17 protein-coding genes are annotated in these 19,781 nt (G+C 54.3%); 7 read left to right on the forward strand and 10 right to left on the reverse strand.

The genetic code is table 11. The features are described from left to right. Nucleotides 1-3 precede the first annotated feature (3 nt). The 3 genes from CULFRC11_RS10485 (at nt 4) to CULFRC11_RS10495 (ending at nt 4,853) form a co-directional block, all read left to right on the forward strand. A complete protein-coding gene (locus tag CULFRC11_RS10485; RefSeq protein WP_023634708.1) occupies nt 4-2,295 on the forward strand; it encodes a heavy metal translocating P-type ATPase in 2,292 nt (763 codons plus the stop codon). Between the two features lie 225 nt (nt 2,296-2,520). Next, entirely contained in the window at nt 2,521-3,195 is a 675-nt protein-coding gene (locus CULFRC11_RS10490; protein WP_038620877.1) for a hypothetical protein, read from the forward strand. 305 nt (nt 3,196-3,500) lie between these two features. Beyond that, nucleotides 3,501-4,853 (forward strand): MFS transporter, encoded by a 1,353-nt coding sequence (locus CULFRC11_RS10495; RefSeq protein WP_014526418.1) that lies wholly within the window; start codon nt 3,501-3,503, stop codon nt 4,851-4,853. 7 nt (nt 4,854-4,860) lie between these two features. On the opposite strand, the gene dnaB is transcribed toward CULFRC11_RS10495, so the two are convergent. The 9 genes from dnaB to CULFRC11_RS10540 form a co-directional block, all read right to left on the reverse strand. Next, nucleotides 4,861-6,339, reverse strand: coding sequence for a replicative DNA helicase (gene dnaB, locus CULFRC11_RS10500; RefSeq protein ID WP_013912603.1), 1,479 nt, complete (start codon nt 6,337-6,339; stop codon nt 4,861-4,863). An 82-nt stretch (nt 6,340-6,421) separates the two neighbouring features. Next, on the reverse strand, nt 6,422-8,395 hold the full coding sequence (locus tag CULFRC11_RS10505) for a glycoside hydrolase family 15 protein (RefSeq protein ID WP_023634709.1): 1,974 nt from the start codon (nt 8,393-8,395) through the stop codon (nt 6,422-6,424). Between the two features lie 644 nt (nt 8,396-9,039). Then, entirely contained in the window at nt 9,040-9,492 is a 453-nt protein-coding gene (gene rplI, locus CULFRC11_RS10510; protein WP_013912605.1) for a 50S ribosomal protein L9, read from the reverse strand. Nucleotides 9,493-9,592: 100 nt separating this feature from the next. Next, the gene (locus CULFRC11_RS10515) at nt 9,593-10,159 is read right to left on the reverse strand and encodes a single-stranded DNA-binding protein (protein WP_014526422.1); all 567 of its coding nucleotides are present in this window, start codon (nt 10,157-10,159) and stop codon (nt 9,593-9,595) included. A 145-nt stretch (nt 10,160-10,304) separates the two neighbouring features. Then, complete coding sequence (gene rpsF / locus CULFRC11_RS10520; protein WP_013242888.1) at nt 10,305-10,592, reverse strand: 30S ribosomal protein S6; 288 nt, start codon at nt 10,590-10,592, stop codon at nt 10,305-10,307. A gap of 306 nt (nt 10,593-10,898) precedes the next feature. Beyond that, nucleotides 10,899-11,081, reverse strand: a complete 183-nt coding sequence (locus CULFRC11_RS10525) for a hypothetical protein (protein ID WP_023634711.1) — start codon at nt 11,079-11,081, stop codon at nt 10,899-10,901. Then, entirely contained in the window at nt 11,081-12,622 is a 1,542-nt protein-coding gene (locus CULFRC11_RS10530) for a glycosyltransferase family 87 protein (RefSeq protein WP_023634712.1), read from the reverse strand. The genes CULFRC11_RS10525 and CULFRC11_RS10530 overlap by 1 nt, the downstream gene beginning before the upstream one ends. 224 nt (nt 12,623-12,846) lie before the next feature. Then, nucleotides 12,847-15,120 (reverse strand): transglycosylase domain-containing protein, encoded by a 2,274-nt coding sequence (locus CULFRC11_RS10535; RefSeq protein ID WP_023634713.1) that lies wholly within the window; start codon nt 15,118-15,120, stop codon nt 12,847-12,849. A 193-nt stretch (nt 15,121-15,313) separates the two neighbouring features. Then, nucleotides 15,314-15,700, reverse strand: a complete 387-nt coding sequence (locus CULFRC11_RS10540; RefSeq protein ID WP_023634714.1) for a DUF5318 family protein — start codon at nt 15,698-15,700, stop codon at nt 15,314-15,316. 230 nt (nt 15,701-15,930) lie between these two features. Between CULFRC11_RS10540 and CULFRC11_RS10545 the strand changes: the two genes are divergently transcribed. The 4 genes from CULFRC11_RS10545 (at nt 15,931) to CULFRC11_RS10560 (ending at nt 18,671) form a co-directional block, all read left to right on the forward strand. Then, nucleotides 15,931-16,392 carry a MarR family winged helix-turn-helix transcriptional regulator gene (locus CULFRC11_RS10545; RefSeq protein WP_023634715.1) on the forward strand — a complete coding sequence of 154 codons (462 nt, stop codon included), beginning with the start codon at nt 15,931-15,933 and terminating at the stop codon, nt 16,390-16,392. 83 nt (nt 16,393-16,475) lie between these two features. Beyond that, nucleotides 16,476-17,453, forward strand: a complete 978-nt coding sequence (locus CULFRC11_RS10550; RefSeq protein ID WP_023634716.1) for a universal stress protein — start codon at nt 16,476-16,478, stop codon at nt 17,451-17,453. A 44-nt stretch (nt 17,454-17,497) separates the two neighbouring features. After that, on the forward strand, nt 17,498-18,166 hold the full coding sequence (locus tag CULFRC11_RS10555; RefSeq protein WP_023634717.1) for an SDR family oxidoreductase: 669 nt from the start codon (nt 17,498-17,500) through the stop codon (nt 18,164-18,166). A gap of 31 nt (nt 18,167-18,197) precedes the next feature. Continuing rightward, entirely contained in the window at nt 18,198-18,671 is a 474-nt protein-coding gene (locus CULFRC11_RS10560) for a hypothetical protein (protein WP_023634718.1), read from the forward strand. A gap of 9 nt (nt 18,672-18,680) precedes the next feature. Here CULFRC11_RS10560 and trhO read toward each other — a convergent pair whose 3' ends face one another. Further along, nucleotides 18,681-19,610, reverse strand: coding sequence for an oxygen-dependent tRNA uridine(34) hydroxylase TrhO (gene trhO / locus CULFRC11_RS10565; RefSeq protein WP_038621038.1), 930 nt, complete (start codon nt 19,608-19,610; stop codon nt 18,681-18,683). Nucleotides 19,611-19,781: the final 171 nt, after the last annotated feature.

A 19,781-nucleotide genomic window follows, 5' to 3' on the forward strand; every position in this document is an offset into this window, starting at 1 on the left:
GAAATGACTAACACCACTCCCATTTCACCCGTCACCATCGAGCTTGGTGTCACCGGTATGACATGTACGTCCTGTTCAGGACGAGTGCAACGCAAGCTCAACAAGTTGGACGGCGTGGAAGCCAGCGTGAATTTTGCCACGGAGACAGCCCAGGTGAGCTTCGACCCCGCTGGTGTGACGTCGACACAGCTTATCGACGTCATCCGCGGCGCCGGATACGACGCTTTTATACTCGCCGACGAGTCACAGGGCGACGTCGATAATGCCCCCGAGACCGCCGTAGATGCTACTGAAGCAGCCCGCGACCACCACGCTGAGGAGCTGAAGAACCGGCTCATCTACTCCGCCGTGTTAGCCATCCCCGTGTTCGCAATGTCTATGATCCCCGCCCTGCAGTTTGATAACTGGCAGTGGCTCTCCTTCGCGCTTGCCTCGCCAGTTTTCTTCTGGGGCGGGGCCCCCTTCCACAAGGCGACTCTGGCAAACCTCAGACACGGTTCCTTCACTATGGACACGCTCATTACCCTCGGGACGAGCGCGGCGTATGCATGGTCTGTATGGGCCCTCTTTATAGGCAACGCTGGCGAGCCTGGAATGCGGATGTACATGAGCTTCTCCGCCCATGCTCACGGAGGCATGGATGAGATTTACCTGGAATCCGTTGCGGTTGTGATCGTGTTCTTATTACTAGGACGCTGGTTTGAAACACGCGCAAAGGGCCAGAGCAGCGCAGCCTTGCGTGAGCTGCTCTCCATGGGAGCAAAAGATGCAGCGGTGCTTCGCGACGGGCGCGAGATACGCGTACCCATCGGAGAACTCGCAGTCAACGATGTCTTTGTGGTGCGACCAGGGGAAAAAGTCGCTACAGACGGCGTAGTCGTGGAGGGCCACTCTGCCGTTGACGAGTCGATGCTCACCGGCGAACCCATCCCTGTGGAGGTTATTCCAGGGGCAGCGGTGACGGGGGCTACCCTCAATACCTCGGGCAGACTGTTGGTTCGTGCAACTCGTGTGGGCTCGGAAACCACTCTGGCCCAGATGGGACGGCTCGTTTCCGACGCTCAGGCTCGCAAAGCCCCTGTCCAAAAACTCGTAGACCGCATCTCCCAGGTTTTTGTCCCCGTCATCGTCGTCATAGCCTTGATCACCTTGGGAGTTCATCTGTGGCTAGGAAATCCCACGGCGGATGCTTTCGGCGCAGCGGTCGCGGTCCTCATTATCGCCTGTCCCTGTGCGCTGGGGCTAGCCACGCCTACTGCATTGCTAGTAGGTACTGGCCGGGGCGCACAACTCGGCCTGCTCATTAAAGGCCCAGAAGTCTTAGAGTCCACACGCAAGGTGGACACAATCGTTCTGGATAAAACCGGAACGCTGACGCAAGGAACGATGACGGTCACTCAGGTCTCTCCGGTAGACCACTGGACCTCCCCCGAGATTCTGCGATTTGCTGGCGCCGTAGAACATGCTTCAGAGCACCCCATCGCCCGAGCAATTACAGCCGCTGCCCGTCAAACCGCTGCAACGGCACTCCCCTCCGTTTCCGGATTCAGCAATACACCCGGCGCGGGAGTCCAAGGTGTGATCCTCGATGAAGAGGGAGTCGCACATGAGGTGAGCGTGGGCCGGCTTAACAACGTAGCCTCCCAAAGCCCCCAAGAGATCATTGATCTCGTGACAACGGCGGAATCCGCTGGCGGGACTGCCGTGGTGGTCACTGTGGATGGAAAACCCAGTGGAGTTATTACCGTCCAGGACGAGATCAAGGAAAGCGCAGCGGAGGCCGTCGAAAAGCTACGAGGGCTAGGGCTTACTCCCGTACTCTTGACGGGAGATAACCAGGGGGCAGCCAGTGCAGTCGCAGATCAGCTCGGCATTCAGACGGTTATCGCTGGGGTGCTTCCCGAGGGCAAAGTGACAACGGTTCGCACACTGCAGGAACAAGGCAAGGTCGTGGCCATGGTAGGTGACGGCATTAACGACGCCGCCGCCCTCGCACAGGCCGACCTGGGCCTTGCCATGGGCACCGGCACCGACGTAGCCATCGAAGCCGCCGACATCACCCTTATGAATGGCGATCCCCGCACCATTGTCGATGCAATCCTGCTATCCCGTAAAACGCTTGCCACCATCAAAGGCAACCTGTTCTGGGCGTTTGCCTACAACGTGGTGTTGGTTCCAGTTGCAGCATTGGGACTACTCAATCCGTTATTCGCGGGAATGGCGATGGCGTTCAGCTCAGTGTTTGTGGTGAGTAACTCGCTACGATTGCGTTCCTTCCGAGGCAGCGTGCACTGACTCCTGATCTAGTTGAGCCCTGTGTGAGATACATCCTGAATCTGTATTTCACACAGGGCTTTTGTCTTACAAAAGGTTCGCCCTGGCGTTTTCATCCATGCAATCGTTACCAAAAACAGGCCGTTCTTACTTTAATATTAAGCATAATCTTCACTATTGCATTACTTTTCCTCATGTATTTATTATGTTAGGGAACTTTTATCGTTTTCGTTGACAGGAATCGTGATGCACTTGAAGAAAATCCAATCAATAGCACTCGCCGTTGCCGTAGCCGCAAGCAGCTCCGTGGTACATGCAGGGGCCGCACAGGCCACCGAAAAAGAACATTCCAACGGCAACTGCATCCCCGTAGCCCAAGGTGTCAGTGCCCAGTCCGCAGCCAATACAGACACTTTCTGCAATCTGCCCAAGGACATTCGGGTTGCTCATGAAAGCAACTCCTCGTCCTATGTACTCGAAAAAGGAAAAGACGCCAATGGGAAGTACTACTACCTCATCGAGGTAGTCCTCAAAGACAAGGATGGTCTTCCCGTTACCCGCAGCTGGTTGGACGAGGATGATCGATTAGTTCGCTATCTTGAGTTAGACAAACACAACCCCGGCCAAAACTTTACCTTTGAACGTTTCCGTAACGGTATAGACGGAGAAGGGCTTGTCTTCAAAGCGTCCTTTGACAAGCCCAATGAAGACGGCGCAAAACCAGTCAAACTTAAGTACCGCGCTGCACAGGCAAACACCGTAATAGTTCCCGGCACCGAAGGTCCCTTTGAATCAAGGTTCCCTCACGGTTCATCCTCACACGGACACGGCTTCCTCTCATGGCTCCTCGGCGCCGGCGCAGGCATCCTGGCACTGACCGGCCTAGGCTGGCTCTTCACCCATAAGATCTTCCATAGATAAACCCACGTTTCGGCTTTTGCCCTGTTAAATAGGGGATTTCACCAAAAATCCCCTCCCAGACAACAGGGCAAAAGCCGCTACTTTTAGTAACGTTTACATATTTATCTATGTGAAAGGCACAATAAATTTTAGGGAAAGTGGTAAAAATCTCCGGTCTGTTTTTCTTATAAAACTTGTATCGCTCCTCACACTGTGGTGTTGTTGGGGAATAAAGCGACCGCTGCATACTTCCTGGATGCAGCGATCATCCTTTTTTAACAAAAGTGGATACCCCTCTTTTCTTCACGCTCCTGGAGAACACACTTATGCCCAGTTCAGCTTCCGTCTCTGCAGATCGTCTGACTAGGAACGACAGACTTGATCGGCTCCCGTTCACTCCAAAACACCGCCGGTTGCTATGGGGATCTGGCATTGGTTGGGCCCTTGATGCGATGGATGTGGGCCTCATCTCGTTTATTATGGCTGCTCTCGTCGCACATTGGGGGCTGAGCCATACTCAAACATCATGGCTGGCATCGGCAGGGTTCATCGGGATGGCGATCGGCGCTACCTTGGGCGGTCTTCTAGCAGACCGCTTTGGACGTCGACATATTTTTGCGATCACTTTGTTGATCTATGGACTTGCTACTGGCGCTTCAGCGCTATCCATGAGCCTCGGTGTTCTGATCATCTTCCGATTTATCGTAGGACTGGGGCTTGGTGCGGAGCTACCTGTTGCATCCACGTTGGTTTCTGAGTTCTCCCCGCGAGTTATTCGGGGCCGCATGGTCGTAGCTCTTGAAGCTTTCTGGGCCCTTGGTTGGATTGCCGCCGCGTGTATCGGCGCCTTTGTTATTAGCGGTTCATCCAACGGCTGGCGGTGGGCGCTAGCCCTGGGCTGTATCCCTGCGCTTTACTCTCTTTATGTCCGTCTAGGACTGCCGGAATCGGTTCGCTTCCTCGAAGCTAAGGGACGCCACCAGGAAGCCGAGCAGGTTGTGCGTTCTTTTGAACAAAGCGCCGAAGCTGATGGTTGTGACGTATCCAAGCTCACAACGCTCTCTCCCACCGAGAGAGAAGACGACGCGGGAGAAAACCAGGGAATCTTTTCCGGTATGTATCGGAAGCGCACCATTGCGTTGTGGGTTATTTGGTTCTGTATCAATCTCTCCTACTACGGCGCCTTTATCTGGATCCCGTCGCTGCTTGTTTCTAGCGGTTTTCCGCTGGTTAAATCCTTTGAGTTCACGCTGATCATCACACTGGCTCAGCTACCGGGTTATGCGGTGTCCGCATGGTTGATCGAAAAATGGGGCCGTCGCTCTACGCTGGTGTTCTTCCTCATTGGTTCTGCGTGTGCCGCAGGGTTCTATAGCGTATCCAGCACAGAGACCATGATCATCATGGCAGGATGCTGCTTGTCCTTCTTCAACCTTGGCGCTTGGGGTGCTCTCTATGCCATCGGGCCCGAGCTGTACCCGTCTCGTATGAGAGGCGCTGGTACCGGGGCTGCTGCTGGCTTTGGCCGCATCGCGTCTATCATCGCGCCGCTCATCGTTCCGCCCGTCGTAGCTATCGGTGGAACTATGGCCCTCTTTGGTCTTTTCGGCGCGGCTTTTGCCATCGCAGCTGCCGCCACCCTTTTGCTACCGGAGCAAAAGGGTAAGGCACTTACTTAAGCGTGGACTAACCGCGAGCCATATCCACAAACCGCGAGTAATGCAGCTGGTGGGCCACCTGCACGGTATCAATCGGCCCGCCACGATGCTTGGCCAGGATAATGTCGGCTTCCCCGGCGCGCTCATTTTCCTTGTCCTGTGAGTCTGGGCGATAGAGAAGCATAACCATGTCGGCGTCCTGCTCCAGAGAGCCCGATTCACGGAGGTCCGCGAGCTGGGGGCGTTTGTCGGTACGCGACTCAGGGCCACGGTTGAGCTGGGAGATAGCGATCAGGGGAACATCGAGTTCCTTAGCCAATAGCTTTAATTGACGGGAGAACTCCGAGACCTCTTGCTGACGCGACTCCACCCGACGGCCGGAGCTCATGAGCTGAAGGTAATCCACCACGATCATCTGCAGATCGTATTTCTGCTTCAGCTTTCGCGCCTTCGAGCGAATCTCCATCATGGTGAGGTTGGCGGAGTCGTCGATAAAGATAGGCGCCTGCTCAATCTGGCCGACGCGGATTGCCAATTTAGACCAGGCGGCGTCGTCAAGCTTGCCCGAACGCATGTCAGAGAGCCGAACCTCGGCTTCCGCCGAGATCAAACGCATAGCGATCTCAGACTTTGACATTTCTAGGGAAAAAATCACTGCGGCTTTTTCGTTCTTAATCGCACAAGAACGCACAAAGTCCAACGCCAGCGTGGATTTACCCACACCAGGTCGAGCCGCAACAATGATCATCTGTCCGCCGTGTAGACCGTTGGTGAGGTTATCCAGATCGATGAATCCGGTGGGAACGCCCATAGCCAAACCACCGTGGGCTGAAATATCATCCAGCTCTTCCATCGTGGGCCCAATGATGTCCCCCAGCACCGCGTAATCCTCAGCGCTGCCTTTCTTATTGACCTTGAAGACCTCTTGCTGCGCAAGATCAATCACGGATTCAATCTCAGCACCCTCAGTACCTTCATAGCCCAGCTGTACAACGCGCGTTCCGGCGTCGACAAGCTGGCGTAATAAGGCTTTCTCCGCGACGATTTCCGCATAATAGCGGGCGTTAGCGGCGGTGGGGACAGAAGAGATCAGCGTGTGCAGATATGGTGCTCCGCCTACGCGCTCCAGATCATTGTTGCGGTCAAGACGCGCGGCAACGATAACCGGGTCGATCTCCTTGTTGTCGGAGAACAAATCGATCATCGCAGAGTAAATCAGCTGATGCGCCGGGCGATAAAAGTCTTCTGGAGTTAAAACCTCCACAATTTCTATCACCGTCTGGGGACTCAACAGCATAGCCCCCAGCACGCCTTGCTCAGCCTCCACGTCATGTGGGGGCTGGCGGAATTCGCTCGTAGGAGCAGCTTCTCGACGCCGAGGGGAATAGGATCGCCCCTCTCCATCCGGCATACGCGGCGCATAGACCTCTACGTCGTTTGGGGCGTCCTCATCACTAGGAGGAACGTAGGCATCATCATCAAAACTTGGCGAGATTCCCGAGGTCATGGAGTCATATCACCTATTTCCCTGCTCGTTTTTACCATCGCGCGCGTAGACACGATGCTCACCTACTCTACCCCCAAGTACCTCAGCGCTCGTCACCCCTGCCCTTCTTATGCCGCTCTATGGCATCAACAGCCCGGATAAGCCCAAGATGGGAAAAAGCTTGCGGGAAGTTTCCGGCCAGTCTCTGTGCCTGCGGATCATATTCCTCACTGAGAAGCCCTAGGTCATTGGCATATGCAGCCACGCTATCCAAACGTTCCTGAGCTTCCTCTATCCGGCCAGACATGGCGTACTGCTCAATCAGCCAGAACGTGCAAATAAGGAACGGATACTCATGGCCGGAAAGACCATCAATCCCATCGTCGGTGCGATAGCGATACACCAGACCGTTGGAGTCAACCAGCTGCTTCTCAATCTGGGCAACCGTGCCCAGCATGCGCGGATCATCTGCGGCCAAGAAACCAGTGTGCGGGATCTGCAGCAAAGACGCATCCACGTGCGTGTTTTCGTAGGCCTGAGTAAAAGATCCCAGCTCCTCGTTATATCCACGCAGCAATAACTCATCCCGCAGGCTGTCGCGGTGATAACGCCACACGTCTGCATCACCGTCTAGCCCGTATTCTTCTACTGCCCGAATCCCCTCATTAAAGGCAGCCCACATCATGACCCGACCATGCGTGAAGTAATGCAGGTCTCCGCGCATCTCCCAGATGCCGTGGTCTTTCTGATGAATATTGGTGATCGTATAATCCAGTAGTTTCTTTTGCAGCCCCCAAGAAAACTCATCCTCGGAGTAACCGGCGTCGCGTAGCTTAGCGAGCGCAAGCATTACTTCGCCCACCACGTCGGCCTGATATTGCCCCGCTGCCCCGTTACCGATGCGCACCGGACGCGAGTTCTCATAGCCCGCGAGATGGTCGAGTTCACGTTCCTCTAGCTCGCGTTCTCCGCCCAAGCCATACATAATTTGTAGATTTTCCACATCGCCCGCGACGGCTCTCAGAAGCCAATCTCGCCAATTCATCGCGCCTTCTACAAATCCATGCTCGACCATCACTTCGACTGTGAGTGCAGCATCACGCAACCAGGTATAGCGGTAATCCCAGTTACGCTCCCCACCAAAGTCCTCGGGTAACGATGCAGTAGGGGCCGCCACGATGCCACCAGTATCTGAGTGAGTGAGCGCTCGCAAAACTAAAAGCGAACGCCGCACGAGTTCGCTACGCGTATCGCCTACATCAAGATTCCCAATCCAGTGCTGCCAGAATTCTTTGGTCACATCAAAAGCGGTATCTGTTTTGACTGGCACTGGTGTTTCCTGCCATGAGGGAAACCAGGTCATAGACCAATCAAGTTTTTCTCCAGCTTTCAGGGAAAAGTCTCCGACCAGACGAGGCGCCACAGAACCTTGTCCAGAATGATCGTGGTCCTCATCCGGCTCAGTGGTGTCGTAGAGCAGAGGGCCAGCGATAAGAAGACCATCGGGGCCCGCAACGCAAAGCAACGCAGGGTCCTCGGTTTCAGGGATAGTTATCTGCCTAAACCAAGGCAAAGCACGGGCATAGCTAAAACGCACGCGGAGATCATGGGAAACCGTTACTTCGCCTTCCAAGCATTCCACGCTGCGGATGAGATCCGCTTGCACTGTCGACGGCGGCAAGTAGTCGAGTACGCGCGCTTTCCCTGTTGGAGTCTCCCACAGTGTTTCCAGGATAAAGGTATCTGGGATATAAGAACGCGATGCGACTACACCATGGCGCATAAACAACTTCCAACGGCCATCATCTGGGGTTCCCAACAACGCCGCAAAAACTGAAGGGGAATCAAACCTGGGTAGACACAGCCAGTCCACACTTCCATCGCAAGAAACCAGCGGGCCAGTCTGCAGATCGGAAAGCAACGCGTAGTCCTCAAGAGGTGTGGAACGGTGTCTATTTCCGCTTACCGTATGGTGCTCCTCCGCAAGATGTGGCGTAGCTTTCAACGCCTTCAACGCTTTATCGTTTGAAAAATCGTGCGTGTCTGAATCGTTGTTGTCTTCCTTAGCAATTCCCATATTTCCTTTTTACCTATACCTCTTCTCCTCTGTTGGGGCATTGACTTGTCTCATAGAAAATTTCTCTCAGGTTTCACTTCTCGCTCTATTCCCACTACCCCCGCTCATGGTGACGTACACAGCATCACCACCAAGTTATCCACAGGGTTATACACAGCCTCTGTGACTAGAGAAAAAAATCACTGCTCAGTTATCCACAGGCCTTGTGAACAAGTTGTGGATAACCTCGCATCCACCCTGAAGGTTTTTTAAAAAACACCAGTTCAAAGCACCTTTTTGAGCCTGTTAATGTTTTACATATCAAAAATAAATCCGGTGTATAACTCACTTAACCTGCACGTTTGACATGGGTTATCCACAGCATATAAAGCACCTTTATGGCGCTGAGCTGGCAATTTGCTGTGAATGTTTTTCACACCCATCAACAGAGCAGATAAGCGGGGGTAATTTCACGCACCGTGCAAGCTCAATGAGTCATCTTTCAGGCGAATAAATATCTATAAAGGCCACCAACGGCAGCACCTGTGCTACCTGTGAAATCTAAAAAGCCTGCGGGCCCCGTCTCATCCGTATGGATGAAGCGGGGCCCGCAGGTTGCTGTTGTCGTTGGGCTAGTCAAAGCTAGCCGTCGTCAGGCGCGCTTGTTAGGCGGCGACGACCTCGAAGTTAACCGTTGCTGCGATGTCGGAGTGCAGCTTGACGTTCACAGAGAACTTGCCGATGGACTTAACCAGTCGCTTCGACAACTCGATGGAACGCTTGTCCAGGTTCGGACCGCCAGCCTTTTTAACGGCAGCGGCAATATCCTCGGCGGAAACAGAGCCGAAGAGCTTACCCTTCTCAGAGGTCTTCACTGCTACGGTGACACCCTCAAGTGCCTCGAGCTGTGCTTTGACCTCACGTGCATGGTCCAGATCGCGAATAGCGCGAGCTTCCTGGGCACGCTTGATGCCCTCAATCTGCTTCTCTGCGCCGCGGGTGGCTACGATGGCCAGGCCGCGAGGAAGCAGAAGGTTACGTCCGTAGCCGTCCTTAACCTCAACGATGTCACCAGGGACACCGAGGTTTTCAACGGCAGCGGTGAGGATCAGCTTCATGATCCCTGCCTTTCGTGGTACTAACCGAGACCCGATCTCAAGAGACCGAAGCGGCTCGGTGAAGTGTGGTTAAAGTTGATATGTGGTGTTGAACTGGCCGTTAGAATGGCGGCTCAGCGTCAGCACCGCCGAATCCACCTGCTGGCGGGGCACTGCTCCACGGGTCATTAGCCGGTGCGGAGTTTTGGCCGCTCTGCTGACCGCCGAATCCACCCTGGGATCCGCCGTTGCCACCAAAGCCACCGCCTGAGTTTCCACCGAAGTTTCCGCCACCATAATTTCCGCCGTTACCGCCCTCACGAGGGTTACGGTTAATGCTTGCCGACGCGTACCGCAAGGATGGGCCGACCTCATCGACCTCAAGCTCCATAACGGTGCGCTTTTCACCCTCACGAGTCTCGTAAGAGCGCTGGCGCAAGCGCCCGGTAACAATCACGCGCATGCCCTTAGTAAGGGACTCTGCGACGTTTTCTGCAGCCTGGCGCCACACGTTGCATTGCAGGAACAAGGCCTCACCATCTACCCACTGGTTTGACTGAGAGTCATACCGACGCGGAGTCGAGGCGATACGGAAATTGGCAACCGCTGCACCAGCTGGGGTGAAGCGAAGTTCCGGGTCAGCAACTAAGTTGCCAACGACCGTAATGTTGACGTCTCCTTGAGCCATTGTCAGCCTTTCTTTACAACGTCAGCGCCATAAAATTATGTGTGACGTTTTGGTGTTCTTCTGTGGAAAGCGGGATTCGCTTGCGCTAGATGAAACTTTCTGCGCGAAGAATAATCTGCTCAGCGACTAGCAGCCGCCAACCGGATTACTTATCGCCACGCAGAACCTTGGTGCGGAGAACGCCATCGTTCAGGTTCAACACGCGGTCGAGCTCCAGAACGGTTGCAGACTCGCAGTTGAGGTTGAGAACAGCGTAGATGCCCTCTTCCTTCTTGGCGATCGGGTAGGCCAGACGGCGCTTACCCCAGATATCAACCTTTTCCACGGTGCCGTTTTCTTTGCGGACGATCTCGAGGAACTTGTCCAGGGACGGGGCAACAGTGCGTTCATCCTGGGAAGGATCCAGAATGATCATGACTTCGTAGTGACGCACGGACCTCATCACCTCCTATGGTCTTGTATTTTTAAGTTCGGCCACACCCCGGTTGGATGTAGCAGGAGGGTCGTTGCGTCAGCAACCGTTCAAAGATACCCCACCGACTACCAAAAGTCGATTCTTTTCAGCACATTTGTGGCCGAGGCCATCGCTAAAAGGGAAACGTGAACAGAAAATGATTGCTGGGCACAACGAGCCTGTCGTTAGCAAGCACTCCTCAGTGCTTAAGCCAACCGTCACAGCGTAGCCTCTCTGGAGGCTTTACGCAGAACTCACCACAGCTGGATTCGTTTTATCCGTGACTTACACGGCAACAGAAATCGCAAGAATCACAGGAATAACAGTGATGAGGAGGACCGCGACCGCAAAAAGCGACCAGGTCAATCTTCCTGGTTTTCCATAGGAATAACTAGCAAAAGCGCCGGTAAAGAACGCAAATCCTAGGAACACGCTCGACATAGTGGCAATCATGACGGTAGTAGACATCAGCTCTTCATCGCCTCTCGCTCAGTTGTATTGTCCAGTTGGGAGCGCTTTGAGCTCAATGTCCATCTGTCGTAGCAATCAAACGGCCCCGCGAGCGGATCGCACCCACCATGATCGCGGCTTACCTTATCCACCGTCTTTCCAAGCATCTGGCGAATCACCATGACCGCGATAATAAGAATCAAACCATCTCGACCAAGAATAAAAAGATCAAGCAGCCCCGCCGGAGCCCCCTTGTTCTCAGCGCCAAGAAGATGCCACATGAGGATGGGCCAGGTGGCGGCGTCGATAAGCCCCCAGGCAAAAATCAGCCGCCAACGAGGCAGAGCAAGAACCGCAAGCGGAACCAGCCACAACGAATACTGCGGGCTCCACACCTTATTAATTAAGAGGAATGCTGCAACTATAAGGAAAACAAGCTCCGCGACTCTGGGCCTTCTGCGCGCGCACAGCCCTAAAACAGCAATACCCACACATGCTGCAACAAACAACAGCAAGGTCAGTATGTTGAGGTTCACCGGGGCCTTCCCCGCAGGGTCTAAACCAGACCATCCAAATTCCCGAGAAAGCACAGCATAAATGGTGGTCCACTCCCACCCGCGCTGAGAGTTAAGCCTCAAGAATTCGCTCCAGGCGTTGGGATAAGCAAGCATCACCGGAACGTTAATAATCAGCCAAGTGACTAATGCCCCCGCAGCTAAGACGAGCCAAGCCCGTAATTTTTTGCTCCGCAACGCCACGATAAGCAGTGCACCGAGGAGGAACGCCGGCCACAGTTTGAAGGAGGTGCCCACTCCAATCAATACGCCCGTGATAACCAGATGGTGGCGTCGAAAAGCTACGAGTGCCCCTATAGCAGCAGCGATTGCAAGAATATCCCAGTTGGTAAAAGCATGAATAGCAACAAGTGGTGACGCGGCAACCAGCACCACATCCCACACGCGATTTCCCGCCAACTCCGCAAGCATCGCCACCACCGCTCCCCACACCAATGCCATGGTCAGCGCAGTAACGGTGAAGTAGAAAGAAACTTCAGGAACACTGGGGAACATCGCATGAATGGCCGGGTATCCCAAGCGAGTGATAGCTGCCATGATCCACTGGAAGATTCCCGTCAACACGGGATATTCCATGTACCTAGTAACGCCACCCTCTTGCCAGGAATACGCATAGGGAAAGCCCGGTTGGTCTAATCCGCGCCCGCTATAGAGCGGAATGATATCGGTGTAGCAGGCGGAAACATACTGTTTGTTACCAGACCAATCCAGTTGGGCCGTACCGGCGACCTCGTTTCCGTGAAGGCAGTTGGCTTTTGTCATGTACGCGAGACTGAGAAAGCTCAGGGCAACGGTCACGAGCAGGCGCAGAGGCGTCCACCATCGTTGTGTCCCTACCTGAGAGAATCTCCCCAAAGGTCCACCCAGAAACTCTGTAAAACTACGCGCTATGGGTTCAGTGCGGCCGGGGGAAATCCGATAGCGTGGGTCGCCAAGCTTAATGCCGCCTTGTCTGGACCTAGCGTGTTGTCGCTCCTTAGTCATCGCTGGTATGGATTCCCTTCGGAAAGAGTGTTCTGCGCACAACGCGGCCTATGCCACGCATATCTATATAAATAATCGTGATTATCCCACCAACGGTAGTGCATTTTCGACGTACACCGGCATGCGTATAAGAGCTACCTACATAAAATAACTCTCCACCGCAGATCTGCACGCGTTGTGCGGACCTTTGCGATGGAGAGTCGACCCTGCGCATTATTCAGGACTTAACCGCCGAGCAGTGGAAGCAGGAGGTCAGGGAGAAGACCTCCGCCGCCGCCTGGAGCCGCCGGAGCTTGTCCGTCAGGGGTCCCTGGTGCTGCGGGAGCCCCAGGAGCTTGCCCGTCAGGAGTCGGGGCTTCTTCTGGCGTGGGCTCGTTGCGACGAGTAGTGGCCACAGGCGGCGGTGCATAGGTGTACTTGCCACTAGCCCAACCGATGGATTCTGCAGCCTTGAACTTCTCCACGCTCTTGCCTTGCAGAGCGTTATCCTCAATGTCTTTCCACAGCTCCGCCGGAAGGTTCGAGCCATACATCAGACCGCCCCACGAGTTAAGCAGCGGGGAGTTGTCAGAGGTTCCAGCCCACACTGCCGTAGCTAGTTGTGGAGTGGCGCCGAGCATCCATGCGTCTTTGTTGGAGCCGGTGTCCCCGAGCTGCGTGGTACCCGTCTTGGATGCAGAAGGACGTCCCCCTGCGAGGTTATTGCCGTTGGACCACGCTGCAATCGGCGCCATGGCGTCAAGGACGTTGGTCGCCACTTTTTCGGAGACGCGGCGCTCGCCCTCAGACTTTTCGTGCTGATACAAGACTTTGCCGTCGACGGTCTCGATTTTCTCCACAAAATATTCTTTGTGCCAGACACCGTAGTTAGCCAAGGTGGCCATCGCGTGAGCCATGTCCAGAGGACGCGACTGATACTGGCCCAGAATGACGCCCTCGTAGGGCTGGTTTCCGTTCTCAGTCAGAGTCTTTTCAATCCCCGGTAGCGAACGCGCCACGCCCAACGCATGGGCCATATCGGCAGTGTCCTGGCTACCGTTTTTCAGATCCGCCTGCAGACGAAGGAAGCTAGTGTTGTAGGACTTCTTCAGGGCTTCCTTGATAGTGCAGCTACCGCAGCCCTGGTCAACGTTTTTCACGGTGATGCCGCCAGGCAGAGTAAAGGGATCTGAGCTGTAATAAGCCGACGTTGGGATGCCTTGCTGCAGCGCTGCTGCGAGGCCAAAGATCTTAAAGGTTGAGCCGGTTTGCAGCGGAGCGTTGGCGTAATCATATCCACCGGCGTCTTCTCCACCGTAGTAGGCACGCACTGCACCAGTGCCTGGCTCAATGCTCACGGTAGCCACGCGAGTCTTTGCCTGCTCGTCTGCCAAGTTCTTCTTGACTGCATCGACGGTGGCCTCCTGGGCCTTTTGGTCAATGGTGGTGGTGATGCGTAAGCCTAGTGTTTGGACCTCATCTTCCGTGATTCCCAGGCTTGTCAATTCCGCCATAACTTGGTTCTTGATCAAACCGTTTGTTCCGTCAGCCTCGGTATATGCTTGGTTGAGAGCAGGATCAATAGTGTCCGGGTAGATCAGCCCGGCGCGCTCATGAGGGTCGAGCCAACCGGAGCTCACCATGCCATCGAGAACATAGTTCCAACGTAGTTCAGATTCTTCGCGGTTGGTCCAGGGGTCCAGTTGACTCGGGCGCTGGATAGCCGCGGCGAGGACTGCAGATTGCGCAACATTGAGATCGGAAGCAGGGATCCCAAAGTAAGCACGTGCCGCAGAGTCGATGCCATAGGCGTTACGTCCAAAGTAAATGGTGTTGAGGTATGCGCTGAGGACTTCGTCTTTACTCCATTCATTAGCCATTTTGACGGAATAGACAAGTTCCTTCACTTTGCGCATATAGGAATAGTCGTTACCCACCACCATGTTCTTCACGTATTGCTGGGTAATCGTGGAACCGCCACCGGCCGATGGATTTCCGGTGAGTTGGCCGATAATAGCGCGCCCAAAACCAGTAAAGGAGAAACCTGAGTTGGTATAGAACTCACGGTCTTCTGCTGCTAGGACAGCGTGGCGTGTTACTTCTGGCACCTGTTCAATGGGCACTTGGGTGCGGTTGCCGTCTGGTGGGACGATTTTTGCAAGCTGAGTTTCACCGTCAGAGGCAAAGATCTGAGAAACCTGTTTGGTTACCAGTTCGCTTGGCTCTGGCACGTCGGTAACTATATAGGCTGCCGCAAAAGCCACGAACGGTGCGATGACGAGCGCCGCGATGGTGGTGAGAATCGTGGGCTTCACCCATTTAGGGCGAGCTTGCGGCTTGGATTTTTTAGGTCGGGTACGCGCGCCAGCAGCAGCCTTGCTCGCAGGGCGTCCAGGCTTCTTTTTTTGCGGCTGGCCAGAGCGGCCTGCGGGGCGCTTGGCTTTAGCGTTTCCCTTGTTAGCATCTGATGAACCGTTGTTCGGTTTTCTCGATGCCTTGTCCTTATCTGAATCTGCCAACTGACTTGTGCTTCCTTGTCATTTATCTTTGTGCAGTGAAACTGTTAGTCACGTTATTCAAACTTTACTGCGCATTCCCCACTATCACTAGGTCCCACGCGTGCAGAGTCCCAGCAGTTTCACCTAGTAGGTTCGTGAACGTGCGTATCGACGCCCACCAAGCTTTGTTACACACCCATAGCTAAGGAACAGGTCACCGGCTTTTATCCATATCTTCGCCGTTGTCTACAGCAGTCACAGAGCGCAATAGATGGTTCCATTTACACACAGCGCAAACTTCCACGGTATGCACCGTGAATTCTTTCCCTTGCGCAGCAAATTCACCTATCTCTTCGAGGCTTCGTGCGCTACCGGAGGCGCGCCCCAGTTCATCACCATAAATCCAGTAGACGGTCCTCAGGTCTGCGTCTTCACAAATCGGGCATGGGCGGTGTGCCGGCTCTCCGTGAAATCGTGCGGCGGCAACGAGGAGGAAGTCCGCGTCGCAGAGCGAATCTGTGGTGATCGCGCCTTGTTTCCACAGGCCGAGACTGTACCGACGATCCCATTGATGCGATACTTCGTTTTTGAAGACGAGCATCGCGCAATTCTAGCGCAGTTTTCTCACCCCTCACGGGTATCCTTCTCTTAACCCTGCACTTCCGCCTCTGAGCTTGGGAATAAAGCCACTTACGTGCGTCGATAAGCTCCTTATTCCGCGTGCTTCCATGGCGCCAGGCCGCCTAGCGGGTGTGGACTAGTGCATTTGTTGCACAAAGTATTTGGTGCTTATTACCACCAAACTATTTTCTAGTAATTAGAATACTTTTTATGACGTCGCAGACTCCTTACGAACTTGCAGAAAAGATCCGTCCGGCTCTTACCCAGCTTTATGTGTTGTACTTCCGGGTCGCAGAGCAGTCTGACCTGACGCAGCCTCAGCTCACCATCATGACGCGCCTGGCAACCTCGGGACCTGCCCGCATTAGCCACATTGCACAGGCTGAAGGCATCCGTATGCCCACTGCATCTAATGCCCTTCATCACTTGGAAAAGCGCGGTATCGTCGAGCGCATTCGTGACGAGTCCGACCGCCGCGGCGTCAAGGTGCAGCTCACAGATTTCGGGCAAGCTGAGCTTCTGCGCGTGGGAGAAGAACGCACTAAACACCTTGCAGACATGCTCGCTACTCTGCCGCCCGAGGAATACGACCAGATGGACAAGGTGGCTGACGTCATCAACAAGCTCTCCACGACGTATACGTCATCCATGTTAGAAAGCGAGAAGGACTAGCCTCAACGTCTTAGGCATAGGAAGATTCGCTTTCCGCTCATATTCTCAGCGAATCTCTCATGCTGCGGTAGAGTTTTGAGCCGATGGCAAAGAAGTCAGATAGTTCTAAGAAGTCGTCCGCCACAGGCTTCGCGCACGACCCAGTCCGCGTCCTTGTTGCATGGACTCCTAATTCCACAGGATCGGCAGCCCTTGATTGTGCCGCGTGGCTTTCTCGAACCACTAACGTGGAAGTCCGTTGCGTGACCACTTTCCTCCGACCCTGGCCCTCTCGCACGGGCAAGAAAATCGGAACAAAATACAAAAAGTGGTTCAAAAAAGAAGCTGCTGCCTGCGAAGAAGCCGTAAAACGGGACCTTACCCGCGCGGACATCGCTAAAGAATGTTGGAACTCAACAGTCTCAGTTTTCTGTGATGGAACCAATGAAGCAGCACTTCTCTCAGACGCTGCCGCTGACTTCCGGGCAGACATAGTCATACTGGGTTCCGATGCTGCAGCACCCAAGGGCCGTTTCCTTGCAGGATCAACCGCGGACGCTTTGCTGCATTCCTCCCCTAAACCGCTTGCGCTCACGCCACGGAAACCTAACCTTTCCAAACGAGGCGTCACCAGGGTCAACTTTGCATACACTGGCGACGATACCGATAACCAAGCACTCATCCGCGCCGCAGCTCTTGCCGCAGCCTGGAACGTACCATTGCGCGTTCTCGCGCTTTCTCCTAGCGGTTTTGGAGTCCCCCCCATTTCAGACTCCGTGGAGTTGCCTCGCGACATCGCCCTTGAATGGCGAGAAAATACTCTTGCGGTACTAGATCGAGCCAGAGATACTGTGCACAAGGAACAACCCGAAGTCAACGTAGAAACATATATTGGTTCGGGGGCCGGTTGGCAGGGTGCGATAGACGCAGTGAAGTGGAAAAAGGGCGATCTTCTTTGCTTCGGCTCCACCCCTCTTGGTGCTTTTGAGAGAGTCTTTATCGGGTCTCAAGCAACAGAGATTCTCCCCTACGTTAGTGTGCCCGTTTTGATGATCCCGGCAACGAGCAAGTCATCAAAGTAACCTCGGATCTACAGCATCAGCACTAGGCAAGGAAGTGTTACGTCATGAGTCGCTGCGCAATCGTTACAGGAGCTAGCCAGGGCGTGGGTTTAAGCGTTACCCAATTGCTTTTGGAACACGGCTGGACCGTCTATGCCCATTATCGGACCACCCCCGCCGCCATCAATCACCCTAATATTCACTGGTGGCGCGCTGATTTTGCGCAATCCCTCCCCACTGATGTCGTGTCGGAACTGGCCCAGATCGGCCCTATCGACGCCCTCATCCACTGCGCCGGTGTCGCTTCCTTGGGAAGGGTCTCCGATGTTGAGCGTTCCAACTGGGAACTGCACATGTCCGTCAATCTCCACGCTCCGGTAGAACTCACCGCTGCACTGCTCCCCCAGCTGCGCTCTGCTTCTGGTCATCTTGTGTACATCAACTCAGGAGCCGGAATGCGGACGAACCCACAGTGGGGGGCCTATTCTGCCAGTAAATTCGCTGCACGGGCCTGGTGTGACGCACTTCGTCATGAAGAGCCTATGATTTGTGTTACATCCGTGTTTCCGGGAAGAATCGACACAGGGATGCAACGAAGCATCGTCGAACAAGAGGGTGGCGTCTATGACGGATCTGCATTCATCGCCCCTGCTTCCGTAGCAAAACTTGTGCTCACCTCCCTAGAAACCACCCCGGATGCCCACATACCCGAGATCATTATCCGGCCTCGTTAATGCGTAGTGCCGGAAGGACAAAGAGTTCTTTATGGCTAAGCACCTCGAACACCCAGAAAACGACCTCCAGTCCGACGCAGACTATGCTAATCGGCACCGTCCGGAGCCTACGAGCTTTGATGAGCTTGCCGACGCCCCCGACCCGCTCCACCAAGCAACGCTCAACCAGCGTTCTACAAAACAGGCTGTGGCCTGGGCGATTGGCACTCCGATTGTCACCGGAATCGTCGCATTCATTCTGGCGGTTGTCTCCCGCACACTTGGCGGCCCACTCTGCGATTCCGGTCACGCCACCTGGATCTGTAGCCGTTCCGCTGAAATCTGGTGGCCACTGCTAACCAGCCTTGTCCCCCTTGCCGGCACTTTAGGTTGTGGCATCATCTTGTGGCGTAAATACATCACGTACACCCGGTGGCGCCCATGGATGGGCACCTTCTGGGTTCTTGTGCCTTGGATGATGCTGTGGATGGTCACCGTGTTCCAGATGACCATCGTGGGGCATTAAATCTCGTGGTTACGTGAGAGCCGCTTCCTGCGCGACCTCCACACAGTGGTCCCGGCCGCAGTTCCTGGTAGCAGGATTCTCGTAGCATTCTGAACACATCAGTACTAGATCGCGGCACTCATCTTCATTAATGCAGTGCTCGAACTTATTGGTGGCTTTACCGCACTGAACGCAGTGTCCTAGCTGGATAAATCCTGGGTCTTGTACGCCGTTGCCAAACTCCATATGCATGCGCTTGTCAAAGACATACAAGGAACCTTCCCACAGGCTCTCGTTTCCATATTTTTCGCCATAACGCACGATGCCGCCATCGATCTGATACACCTCTTTGAACCCGCGGTTCTTCATTAACGAGGAAAGGATCTCACAGCGGATGCCGCCAGTGCAGTAAGAGACGACCGGCTTGTCTTTCATCCAATCGTACTTGCCGCTCTCCAGCTCACGAATAAAATCGTGTGTGGTATTTACATCTGGCACCACGGCATTTTTAAACTTACCGATCTGGGCTTCCATCGCATTACGTCCATCGAAGAAGACGACATCGTCGCCACGCTCTTCAACGAGCTTATTGACTTCCTCCGGCTTCAAGTGAACACCACCGCCGATCACACCGCGCTTGTCCACTTTGAGCTCACCAGGCGCGCCAAAAGCCACAATCTCATCGCGCACCTTCACGCTGAGCTTAGGGAAATCTTCTGCCCCGCCATCAGACCACTTGAATTCTGTTCCGCGGAAGCCAGGATATTCACGGAACTTCCTGATGTAGCGCTTGCAGGCTTCCATGTCACCGCCCACGGTTCCATTGATTCCATGCTCAGAAATGAGAATGCGGCCTTTAAGGCCAAGCAACTCACACATATCGCGCTGCCATAGCATCAATGCCTTGGGATCAGCGATGGGGGTGAACTTGTAATATAGGAGGATTTTGCTTTGGGACACAAAGGTCATCGTACTCTGTAGAGCATAAGGAGAAAAAGCGAAAATAGGGCTTCATGAGGCGTGATATGCCATACAGGCCACCAAGAATCCTTGATTAGCAGCCAAGAGGATCGATTTTCACGATTATTCCACAGGATATTCCCATGGCTTTACCTGACAAAGAGGGCTAGA

The organism is Corynebacterium ulcerans (genome assembly GCF_000767685.1).
Classification (GTDB): Bacteria; Actinomycetota; Actinomycetes; order Mycobacteriales; family Mycobacteriaceae; genus Corynebacterium; species Corynebacterium ulcerans.